Source organism: Candidatus Enterococcus moelleringii, from assembly GCF_017377575.1.
Lineage (GTDB): Bacteria > Bacillota > Bacilli > Lactobacillales > Enterococcaceae > Enterococcus_A > Enterococcus_A moelleringii.
In genome coordinates, this window is record NZ_JAFREM010000015.1 from 158,523 (window position 1) to 170,116 (window position 11,594).

The following is an 11,594-nucleotide window of genomic DNA, read 5'->3' on the forward strand; positions in this document are numbered from 1 at the left end:
TATGGATATCCAAACAAAAATCGCACCGAAACGTGAGATTAAACCTACCATCTATGCATATATCACACCAACCAATACGGCTTTAAATGGTTGGATTAAAATTGGTTATACCGACCGTGATGCAGATAAACGAATCTATGAGCAAACTCATACAGCAGGAGTTGAGCCAGAGAAATTGTGGGACCATGAAGCTCGTTTTAATGGTGGTGGATATTTTTCAGATAGAGACTTCCATGCTTATTTATCTAAAAATGGAATTCGTAGAAATAAAGGGACGGAATGGTTTTATTTTAATGGTGAACCAGAAAAAGCAGAAGCTTTGTATCGAGAATTTGTTTTTAAAGACTATTCAAAAGTTCAAAAAGAACAAAAACTGAGTTACCAGTTACGTTCAGAACAGCAAAAAGCCGTTGAAAAAACATTAGAATATGTGACGCAAAATCCTAGTGGGGAATTTTTGTGGAATGCTAAGCCTCGATTTGGAAAAACCCTAACATCTTATGATCTAGTTCGAAAGCTAGACGCAATTAATGTATTGATTGTTACAAATCGCCCGGCAATTGCGAATTCATGGTTTGATGATTTCACGAAGTTTATTGCTTGGCAAACAACCTATAAATTTGTCAGTGAGTCAGACTCATTAAAAACTAGAGAACCTTTGTCACGTGATGAGTTTGTTGAATATGTGATTAAACATGATGATGCAAAACAAATTTCATTTTTAAGCTTGCAGGACTTAAAGGGGTCAATGTATTTTGGTGGAGGTTACGACAAGTTAAAATGGGTGGCTGATACGGATTGGGATATTCTAATTATTGATGAAGCTCATGAAGGCGTAGATACGTTAAAAACAGACGTGGCTTTTGACAAAATCAAGCGTAAATTCACTTTACATTTATCTGGAACACCTTTCAAAGCGATTGCAAAAGGATCTTTCAGCGAAAATCAAATTTTTAACTGGTCCTATGAAGATGAGCAAGAGGCGAAAGAAAATTGGAATGGTGAAGAAAGCAATCCTTATGAAAATCTACCGCAACTAAATATGTTTACTTATCAAATGTCTAAAATGATTACTGACGAAGTTAATCAAGGTCTTGAGCTTGAGAATGAAACGAATGTGGATTTCGCTTTTGATCTAAATGAATTTTTTGCCACAAAAGATGATGGCAGGTTTATTCATGAAGCGGACATAGTAAAGTGGCTAAACATGTTGACCTGCAATGAAAAATACCCGTTTTCTACACCTAAGTTGAGGAATGAGTTAAAACATACTTTTTGGATTTTGAATCGTGTTGCCAGCGCGAAGGCATTACAGAGACTATTAAAGCAACATCCTGTTTTTGAAAACTACGAGGTGATTTTAGCTGCAGGGGATGGAAAAAATGAAGCAGTCGACGAAATTAAAAATGATAGTTCCTACAAACGCGTAAAAGATGCAATCAAGAATCACGATAAAACGATCACCTTATCTGTTGGACAATTAACGACTGGCGTCACTATTCCTGAATGGACTGCAGTGATGATGTTAAGCAATATGAAATCTCCAGCACTATACATGCAGGCAGCATTTCGTGCTCAAAATCCTTACGTATGGACTGATAAAACAAATGGTGAAGAAATCCGTTATCAAAAACAAAATGCTTATGTATTTGATTTTGCACCTGAACGTACCTTGATTATATTTGATGAATTTGCCAACAACTTGTCTACTCGTACTGCTTCTGGCGGCGGGACAACAGAAGTTCGTAAAGATAATATTGAACGTTTGTTAAACTTCTTCCCAGTTATTGGGGAAGATAGTGAAGGCAGAATGACAGAACTTGATGCAACAGAAGTATTGACGATACCAAAAGCGATTAAAGCAAGCGAAGTTGTCAAACGTGGTTTTATGAGCAATTTGTTATTTGCTAACATCTCAGGTATTTTCCAAGCACCACAAGCTGCATTAGATATTTTAGACAATATGGACTATGTTGCACCTGGGAAGAAAGTGACTGCAGATAATACTAAAAAAATCGATACACAAGAGATCGAAACAGATGAAGATGGTACTGTTAGGGTAGATTCAGAAATTGTGATTAATAAAACCGATGCAATTTTCGGAGAAAAAGTATACGCGCCGGAATTCACTGATGTCATAGACGGAGTATTTCCACCAACAGAAGAAATGCTTGAAAAACCAAAAGAAGTCGAAAAATTAGCAACAAGCATTGGTAAAGCTGTTGTAGAAAGTTTTAAACCAGAATTAGACAAAGTAAAATCTGAATATAAGTTGACGTCTTCTATGAGTAAGCGGAACGAGAAAAAAATGGAGGATGAAGTTAAGGAAACGGTTGAACGAGCAAATATAGATTATACAATTGCAAAATCCCGTTTAGAAAAGGAACTCAAAGAAAAAGTCATAATAGCTGAAACAAACGAGGAAAAAGAAGAAATTCAAGAAACGTATGAGCAAAAAATCAAGGATGCAGTCGAGACACATACGAAAGAAATCCAAGAAAAAGTAATAAAAAAAGTCGCAGAGATTGGAAAAGAAATCGTCGAAACCCAAGAGAAGAAGCTTAAAGAACGGGTTAAAACACAAGTTGAAGAAGATGTGCGAGGAAGATTACGAGGATTCGCACGTACGATTCCAAGTTTTATTATGGCCTACGGCGACAATAATTTAGCGTTAGCCAACTTTGATCATTATACACCTGAACATGTATTCCAAGAGGTGACAGGTATTACTGTAGATCAATTCATTTTCTTGCGGGATGGTGGAGAGTACGAAGAAAACGGGCAAACACATCATTTTGCTGGACAACTCTTTGATGAAGTAGTGTTCGATGAATCTGTGCAAGAATTTCTGCGTAAGAAAGAAGATTTATCGGATTACTTTGTAGAAGATGAAAAAGGCGAAGATATTTTTGACTACATCCCACCCCAAAAAACCAATCAAATTTATACACCAAAATGGGTTGTAAAAATGATGGTGGAAGACTTAGAAAAAGAAAATCCAGGAATTTATGATGATGCTACGAAAACCTTTGCTGACTTATATATGAAATCAGGGCTATATATCACAGAAGTTGTTAAGAAGTTGTACAATAGTCCGAAAATCAAATCTCAATTTCCTGACGACAAAATCCGTATTAAACATATCTTGGAAAACCAAGTTTATGGATTTGCTCCAACAGAAATAATCTATAAAATCGCAACAAACTTTATTTTCGGGAATCTTGATGAAGAAATTAGTAGGAAGAACTTCGTCCAAGAAGATACGGTGCCTTACGCCAAGGACGGAACCATGCAAGAGTTGATTAATGAGAAATTTGAGATGTAAAATGTTAAGGGAATAGGAGGTGAGAGCACTGTGGACAAGTACACTGTGACGAATATCAAGGTTGGTAATCTTCTGAGTGACGCACAAATAGGAAATATTGCAATTCCTGAGATTCAGCGCCCCTTTGTTTGGAAAAAATCAAAAGTTCGCGATTTGATTGACTCGCTATATAAAAATTATCCTGTCGGATATATCATTACATGGAAATCTCCAGATGTGAAAATAAAGGACGGGATAAGCTCAAACGGGCGTCTGATTTTGATTGATGGACAACAGAGGATTACTGCTTTATCAACTTCTCTAAATAAGATTGAAATCGTTAATAGTAAATATAAGAAAGAACGAATTGTCATTTCGTTTAATCCTAAAACTGAAGAGTTTAAAGTTCGTGATAGAGGAACCGAACGTGGGAAAGAATGGATAACTGATATTGCGGATGCTATGGATGCTGGTCGAAAATTTATAAATAAATACTTGGATAATAATGGAATTGAAACGGATGAAGAGGCAGATTTGATTAGCGATCGAATTGAAAAGCTTAAACAAATCAAGAATTCAGATGTCGGAAATATTACTTTAGATGCGAGTTTACCAATAGATGTTGTAACAGAAATATTTATTCGTATTAATGACGCAGGTGTTAAACTGTCTCAAGCAGACTTTACGATGAGTAAAATTGCTATTTATGAAAAAACTTCTGGTGATGAATATGGGATGTATCTCCGTAAATTTATTGATTATTTTTGTGAATTAGCTACCTCATCAGATAGGCTAACTCAAATCAAAAAAAATGACAAAGCTTTTTCCTCATCTCCTTACTGGAAGAAAGTTGAGTGGATAGCTTCGGATAATAACGAATCATATATTCCTACGTACAATGATATTTTGAGAGTAGTTTCTTTAGTTGAGTTTAATCGTGGGAAGCTAGGAGATTTAGTGGCATTACTTTCTGGTCGAGATTTTGAAGAGCGCAATTACAAAGCTTCGATTGCTGAGGACTCTTTTGCAAAGCTAGAAGTTGGTATTGACAAATATACTAAAAAAATAAATTTTGAACATTTTGTACAGGATATTCTTTGGAATCTTGGATTTAAAGATTCCGGTATATCTATCTCTCAAAATGCTATCAACTATGCATATGCAATGTACCTGCGTGGTAAAGATGTTGGTGTTGAAGATGGAAATTTAAAAAGTTTAATTCGTCGGTTGCTGGTTATTAGTTTGCTGACGCAACGTCACAGTGGTAGTTTCGAAAGTCGTTGGACAGCCGACTTTCAAAGGATTAGAGCAACAGAAGACTTAGTTGATTTTGTTGCAACACTTGAGCGACAGAACTTAACTGATGTATTTTGGACAGATACATTACCAAGTAGGTTTGACAATACAGTATTGACAAGCCCGGATTGGGCACTTTACACACTTGCTCAAAAATATCTTGGCAATCAAAGCTTCTTATCTAAGACACTTGTTCGAGATATGAAAACAGCTCAGATTCATCATGTGTTCCCAAAAGCATACTTAGTTAAGCATGGCTATAGCCATAAGAGCATGTATAATAAATTGGCAAATTATGTTTATTTACATGATCAGATCAATAATAAGATTAGTGATCGTTCACCAAGAGAGTATTTTAGCGAGATTCAAAAATACGATAATGCTTATAGTAATGAAATGAAGTCAGCTGAAGAATTGGGAAATAATCTGATGGAAAATGATATTCCTTTAGATTTGACTGAAGGTGAAGTAGCTTTTTATCCTAATTTCTTAAAAGAACGGCAGAATTTGATGGCTTTGAAGATTAGACAATACTATAAAAAATTGTGAGAAATCAATACTAGTTAGTTCTTTAAGTTTTCAATACTGAGAATAGGTATCTTTTGATTGTACTTTTATGTGAATCCTCGTGGGTAATGATTTTTGGGTACAGGAGAAGAGCTCAATTTTAAATCGTGTTGTTAAGCGAGATTAGTAGAATTATACAAGCGGCTAGGAAAGTTTTATTTTCTAGCTGCTTGTTCGTCTGTAGTGGTATTTTGTGGGTTTCTAATTTTGAACTTTTAGAAGATGCATCTCTGTACAAGTATATCTGCTCTCTAGAGCCATAGAAATTTTTAAATGAATAACCGATGTGCTCTAAGATTTAACCGTAACTATGGTTTCTTATTTAATGAAATAAAGAGCTTTTGATCCGTTTATACTAAAAGAAAAAAACTAAAAAGGCGGTGATAAAATTGAAACAATGGATCAAAAAAAATTACTCATGGATACTGTTTGGTATTTTTGGATTCCAAGTATATATGTGGTATGCAGTCAGTAACAATTTGATGTCACCTATTGTTAATAAGTCATTTGGATTATTCTTGACTCTAGCTTTACCGATAATTTGCTTAGTCTTATTCTTTGTAAATCGTAAAAAATTATCGAGCATTCAACTTCCTGTCTCTTTAATGCTTTTATGTATTGAGAGTTCCTTATTTATCGGACAAATTCTTCAATTGGCAGAAATACCAAATGTTAGTTCTATTTTGACACTGTGGTTGTCTTTTACAGGATTAGCTATAATGTTTTATGGATTCATGCAGATGGTTCAAAAGAATATATTGGGGACAGTAATAACATTTATAAATACAGGTATACTTATAATTATTATTGGATTATTTGAGCAGTCATGGTGGACGCTTATTCCTTTAGCAGCAGCAGTGTTATCATTCGTGTTTTCAAAAGAATGGTTTATGATTATTTCAAATATTGAAATCATGGATGAAGATATTCCATTTTACTTGAAGAAAAAATGGGTGAATGCAAGATTTATGATATTAATGACGTCCTTGCTACTTTATCCTGCAATTACTTTTTCAGATATTTTAGAAGATTTCGGTGCCCTTGGTTGGATAAGTAAAATATTCTTCAATAAAGCAGTTACTGGGGATATATCTCCACTTGAACGATTCTTTTTTAAAGGATTCATTCGAATAATAGTTTTCGGAGTCTTCTTTTTAGTAATCTTTCTTGTTTATATCATGCGCAATAAGAGTAAGTACTATAATGAATTCTCAAACGACTATGAACAAGTCATTAAGAAAAAGATTGCTAAAACAATGTTGATGGAAAATTCACAAGAAAATGAATAAGATTTATGATTTGTTTATACCAGTTTCTGGTCAATTCGCACATAGAATGGAATAACTAGAGTAATAGCTACAATCTTATTCGAAATAAGTTACCTCCTAAGTAAAAACTACTAGGAAGTTTGCAGAAAGTTGAGAAGCTGCTACTAAAAAAGTTCGTGATATTTTAAGAAGGCCACAGAAAAGGGGGATTTTCTAATGAGAATGAGAATATACTTCTTTTCATTTAAAACACCAATATTTTCTATGTGTAGCAAACTCTCAGCTGACTAACTTCCACAGTTTAGTTGACAACCCATAATCATCCCAAACAAAAAAGAGCAAAATCATCCCTGATTTTGCTCTCTTCTTTTCCCCCGACTCACCCAAACCACAATCACAACCATCAAAATCCCCAACAACGAGAAAAAGAAAGCTTGATTAGTCTCACCAGTCTTAGGATAAGTCTGTTGTTGCTCCACCGTATACCGAGGCACCAACTGCCCCGCCGTCGTTTCTTCAGAAGGAGCAGCTGGTTCGGTCGGCGTATTTTGCGGGGTGTCGTCAGCCGGGATTCCTAAGCGGCCGTAGATTTGAATTTCATTATCCATCTTGTAACCTCACACTTCGTTAAGATGGTTTAGTTCCATTGCACGGCATCGAATTTAAGGTTCAAGGTGTAGTTCAATTGCAGCTGTGAGTCCGTTGTTGCGCTACCGGTATAAGTGAAGGTTGCTTTGTTGTTCACGGGTGCTGCGGTTGAATCGCCAGCTTGGATTTGGTTATCTTTGTTAGCCAGTGTAATCAATGGTGAATTGACAGAGGCTGCCAAAGCACCGTTCGTCACCAAGCTGGTAGTAGCCGTAGTTGCGGCATTGCCTTGAGTACCAGTTACTGCCAGGTTCAAGTTGAAGTCGCTTGGCAGTGTTGGGTTTGAGCTGCCGGCAGTGAAGCCGTTAGCCGTCACATTCACTGGACGACCTGAGTTATTGACGATGTTATAGGTTGGTGCTTTGATATCTTGCGCATCTGCTGTGTTATAGAAAATAGTGCTGGTTGGTACGGTGACGTTGACCCAGTTTACGTCGCCTTCAGGGATTTTTGCTTCTGGATCGGTATTGTCTGCACCAAGAGTTCCGTTGATTTGGATATCGGCAGATGATTCGCCGTTAATGGTTTGTTGGCTGCCTGCTTCGGTTCCGTCTGCTGCTAGGGCGAAAGGTGCGGCACCTAGGGCCACGCCTGCTGTTAACAAAATAGCTAATAATTTTTTCATGTGTGTTTCCTCCTATATATAAACATAAAATGTGTTACCAAAATTAGTTGACTGAAATCGTGACGCCTGCGGATACTTCCCCTTGTTTTTTCTTGGTTTGCGGATCGTACAGGCTAAATAGCGCGGTGGTTTTATGGGTCCCTTTTTCCAGCGGTTGATCCAGCTGAATTTGGTCGATTTCTTCTCCCGGCAAAATGGCTCCGGAGGTGTAAATGATCTCGCCGCTTTCGTCGTCTTTGATTTCGACGTTGATGGGATAAACATTGCTTTCAGGATTTTTAATCGGCAGCTGGCCTTGCTGGGTGCTGCCGCTGATGGTGGCTTCTGAGGCAATCATCATATTAAAATTACTGGCGTCAGCTTTTTGCTGGGCCAGATCAGCAATTTCTTCCTCCGACATTTGCTTGGCATCTTTTCCTTCCGGTAAAAAATCCCCGCTGATCACCGACATTGCCTGCGGCTCAGTTGCGAAAAAGTAATGATAGACACTGTAGCCGCCGATAAGTAAGAGTAAAAGGGCTAAAAGCAGCAGCCACTTTTTACGTTTCTTTTTTTCTTCCATGAGGTGCCTCCTTTTAATTTGTTGCTGCGACAGAAAAGGTTGATTGATAGCTGACCTTTTGCGGACCGATCATGGGTCCGGAATAGTTGCCGGTCAGATATAAATTCGCCTGGGCATCACTTTGCCAAAATGGGTTCAATGACACAGCGTCTCCGCTGACTGGTTCGTTTTCTGTCAGTGGACCTAGCTTGGTTTGTTGTCCGCTGTCGCTTTTTTCAGCCACCAGAGACAGGATCAGCTCCTGATCGTTGGTGATAAATTGATTTACTAGCGAAATCTTCGCTGAACTTTCTGGATTCAGGCTAAGCTTATCCAGCGTTACTGCCACCGGAACATTTCCCGAGTTGCGCATCGTATAGGCCTCGGCGTTTTGCGACTTGCCAAATTCCCCCGGGATCGGACTGTCGAAGGCTAGGTCGCTGCTATTGAACTGTACCTGAATAAACCGGGGAACCTCAGCGCTGGTTTCCTGCCACGGACTTTGCAAGGTATAGCCGGTGATTTGCTGGTCATCCAGCTTGGCATACAAATAGTAATTTCCGGCCGGCAAGTGTTGAAAGGCATATTGCGTCACCTCACCCGTCGCTCCGGCATTTTCCGGCAATGTCACAGTCGTTGCTTCCACGACGCCGTTTGTAGTTCCGGATTGTTCAATGCTGCTTTGCGCTGCAGTTGTAGTAATATCTGTGCCGGAGTACAAAGGCTGCGTCGCCAATTTGTACTGAACGTTGCGGCTTAAAGTTGTTGCCGGCGCCACGTTTGCGATTTGTCCGGTGATACTGCTGACATCGGTATCGGTGGCCGGCGTTGCCGAAAGGTCGGTAATACTAGGATAGCGAGCATAAACTACGGAATAACCGTTGCTAATATTGCCTGACGAAACTGTCCAGCTGGCATTGGGACTAACATTCGACTGATAAACGTTCTGACCGCTAGCGGTTAAGTATTCAATGCCATAAGTAAACGCATCGGCATCTGTTCGTCGAAAGATCGGGTTCATGGTGCCTAGTACCCGTTTTGACGAATCCGTGGCATCGAAAATCACATAATCTGGCGAATTTAGATTGATGGCAGGGTTGCTGCCGCTAAAGCTGTTTACATCCGTCGTGAAATGCCCGATGGAATCCTGGGCGAAATTCAAGGTTACCCCCACGTTGCCGAAAGAAGCGGTGTTGGATTTAACGTTTGGGCCATAAATCGCCTTGTAAGAAAAATTCCCCTGCTCCTGAATATTCATCGTGCCCCCACCGTAAAAAAGATACTGTTTGCTGGCTTCGATTGAGAGCGCCGCGCCTTTTTCCATCGAAACGACTAGATTAGTCCCCCAGAAAACAGCCGTCGCTCCGGTTGTGTCATTGTAAACCGTCGTATCACTATCCTCAGCAAAGATGATGTTTTGATATCCTTCCACAAATTCCCCACCGTAGGAGCTGCCAGAGGAGGAAAAATTATTTGTTCCCTTAAAGGTCAAAGTGTTGCCTGCATAGTTGTTTCCCCAAAAGGGCTGGCTGCCGGTTTGGATCGTGTAGTTCACATTTTCTACCGTAAAATTGACATTGGTGTTTTGCACAAACAAAATCCCGTAATAGGTGCTGTTGGGATAGGCGTCGTTGCCAAAGGTCAGGTTTTTATAGGTAACGCTGATGTTATTGGCATTGGTACTGAAATGAGCCGTTCCATAAGAGGCACCGCTATACAAAAGAGCATGACCATTTCCATCAATCACCGTACTTTGAGTAATGTAGGTGTAGGTCGTGTTATAGACAATATCGTTTTGCAGCTGAATATATTTGGTAGTCTGACCGCTGGCTAAAGGCGCGCTGAGAGCATCCTTCAATTCTTGAAAGGTGGTTACCGGATAGGGATTCTCTTCGGTGCCAATATCGGCCGCCCGCTCAATCAGAACGGCTGCTGGTGGTTCATTTTCGCTAAGGGATTCGCTGGATTCTGTAGTGGGTTCATCAGTTGCAGCTATCGTCGATTCCTCGCTGCTAGCGGAAGTGGATGCTTCTTGAGATAGTGCAGGAATTTCGCTGGTGCTTTCGGTTTCGGCAAGGGCGCTCTGGCTGGAAGAAGTTTCGGTGGCTGAAGAAGTGCTGCTGGTGGTCGTTTCCTCCGCCCATGCTGGAACATAAAAAGTATGAAACAGTAAAAAAGTAGCAATGAACAATTTTGTAGCTTTTTTCACACCGCACCCCCTTAAATCACACAGTGGAATAGTTTTTAAATGAGTATGATTTTTTGATAGGTTTGATTCTATCTGAAATACTCAGCAAAATAAAACATTTTGTGTTAGTTTAAAGAAAAAATTAACTTTTATCTCGCTTTAAATAACTGTGTTATTTTTATTTGAATCAGTTAAATCATCGACGAGAGGAGGGAGGAAGATTTTTTGTATATAAATAGATTATTTTCATCTAGTAAATAATGTTTTCGCAAGCTGCCAGCAGCGGATGTAAAAGAGGCTAAAAAAAATTGTAGATTTATTCAAAAAACTGTTTACAAATATTTCTCTTATGTTACAATTACATTACGCTAAATTACTAATAAGACAGGAGCAAGGAAAGATGAAAAAATTCGCGAAGGTTGCAGTTATTCTATCAATGGTGGTTGTTTTAGGAGCATGTCAGAACAAAGAGAAGGAAACAGCTAAAAACACAGAGAAAAAAGTTGAACAAACAACAAAGACGAAAAAGAAAACAGAAACCAGCAAAACATCTGAAACCCAATCAAGCCAGGCTGCAGCAGTTACACAGCCTAGTGCCCAAGCACAACCAAATCAAAATCAAACGGCTGGCAATCCACAGCAGCCTGTAAATAATCAGCAAGCCGTCAATACGCCAACAAATGCTGGGACCACTCCGGTTCAACCGGCACCGGCAGTGACTGAACCAGTTGCTGAACCAGCGGCACCAGCAGAAGATCAATCACAAGTCGGCGTGTACTCCCGTGAAGAGTGTGCCCACATTGCCAGAATGACCATCAGCATGAGTGGAGCAGATGAGTCACAATTTACCGAAGATCAATTGTACAATTACTACGATCAATGCGCCCAATTAGGTGCGGACTATTCTTACTTGTTAGGCTTAGTCGCTCAGGATACCGGTCTTAACAAAGAAGAACTAGTTGCCAATTACGATCGCGTCCAAGCAGCGTCGGATGATGGGTCAGGGAATCAATAGGTTATAAACGTAAATAAAGATGAGGCTGTGACATAAGTCACGTCTCAAAACAGCATTAAATAGCCCGAGCGTCAGAAATCTAGTAGAGATTTTTGGCGCTCGGGTTATTTTTCTATGTAGGTAGGGCTCCTGCTCGCTTCAT

8 protein-coding genes are annotated in these 11,594 nt (G+C 39.2%); 4 read left to right on the forward strand and 4 right to left on the reverse strand.

Annotated features, from left to right (window positions below):
- Position 1 precedes the first annotated feature (1 nt).
- From JZO70_RS09915 to JZO70_RS09925, 3 genes are all read left to right on the forward strand, one after another.
- Positions 2 to 3,325, forward strand: a complete 3,324-nt coding sequence (locus tag JZO70_RS09915; protein ID WP_207673404.1) for a DEAD/DEAH box helicase family protein — start codon at positions 2 to 4, stop codon at positions 3,323 to 3,325.
- 30 nt (positions 3,326 to 3,355) lie between these two features.
- A complete protein-coding gene (locus tag JZO70_RS09920) occupies positions 3,356 to 5,149 on the forward strand; it encodes a GmrSD restriction endonuclease domain-containing protein (protein WP_207673405.1) in 1,794 nt (597 codons plus the stop codon).
- A gap of 407 nt (positions 5,150 to 5,556) precedes the next feature.
- A complete protein-coding gene (locus JZO70_RS09925) occupies positions 5,557 to 6,456 on the forward strand; it encodes a hypothetical protein (RefSeq protein ID WP_207673406.1) in 900 nt (299 codons plus the stop codon).
- Between the two features lie 323 nt (positions 6,457 to 6,779).
- Here the strand turns inward: JZO70_RS09925 and JZO70_RS09930 are convergent, their stop codons facing one another.
- From JZO70_RS09930 to JZO70_RS09945, 4 genes are read right to left on the reverse strand one after another with little or no spacing between them, the layout of a single operon-like run.
- Positions 6,780 to 7,043, reverse strand: coding sequence for an LPXTG cell wall anchor domain-containing protein (locus JZO70_RS09930; RefSeq protein WP_207673407.1), 264 nt, complete (start codon positions 7,041 to 7,043; stop codon positions 6,780 to 6,782).
- A 29-nt stretch (positions 7,044 to 7,072) separates the two neighbouring features.
- Positions 7,073 to 7,708, reverse strand: coding sequence for a hypothetical protein (locus JZO70_RS09935; RefSeq protein ID WP_207673408.1), 636 nt, complete (start codon positions 7,706 to 7,708; stop codon positions 7,073 to 7,075).
- A gap of 43 nt (positions 7,709 to 7,751) precedes the next feature.
- Positions 7,752 to 8,270, reverse strand: a complete 519-nt coding sequence (locus JZO70_RS09940; RefSeq protein ID WP_207673409.1) for a hypothetical protein — start codon at positions 8,268 to 8,270, stop codon at positions 7,752 to 7,754.
- A gap of 13 nt (positions 8,271 to 8,283) precedes the next feature.
- The gene (locus JZO70_RS09945) at positions 8,284 to 10,458 is read right to left on the reverse strand and encodes a pectate lyase-like adhesive domain-containing protein (protein WP_207673410.1); all 2,175 of its coding nucleotides are present in this window, start codon (positions 10,456 to 10,458) and stop codon (positions 8,284 to 8,286) included.
- Positions 10,459 to 10,837: 379 nt separating this feature from the next.
- Here JZO70_RS09945 and JZO70_RS09950 point away from each other — a divergent pair, with 379 nt between their 5' ends.
- Positions 10,838 to 11,452, forward strand: coding sequence for a RodZ family helix-turn-helix domain-containing protein (locus JZO70_RS09950; RefSeq protein ID WP_207673411.1), 615 nt, complete (start codon positions 10,838 to 10,840; stop codon positions 11,450 to 11,452).
- Positions 11,453 to 11,594 lie beyond the last annotated feature (142 nt).

Excerpts from the sequence above, each read along its gene's own strand:
- JZO70_RS09915 (WP_207673404.1), top strand. The coding sequence starts at position 2 with ATGGATATCCAAACAAAAATCGCACCGAAACGTGAGATTAAACCTACC.
- JZO70_RS09930 (WP_207673407.1), bottom strand. The coding sequence starts at position 7,043 with ATGGATAATGAAATTCAAATCTACGGCCGCTTAGGAATCCCGGCTGAC.
- JZO70_RS09935 (WP_207673408.1), bottom strand. The coding sequence starts at position 7,708 with ATGAAAAAATTATTAGCTATTTTGTTAACAGCAGGCGTGGCCCTAGGT.
- JZO70_RS09940 (WP_207673409.1), bottom strand. The coding sequence starts at position 8,270 with ATGGAAGAAAAAAAGAAACGTAAAAAGTGGCTGCTGCTTTTAGCCCTT.
- JZO70_RS09950 (WP_207673411.1), top strand. The coding sequence starts at position 10,838 with ATGAAAAAATTCGCGAAGGTTGCAGTTATTCTATCAATGGTGGTTGTT.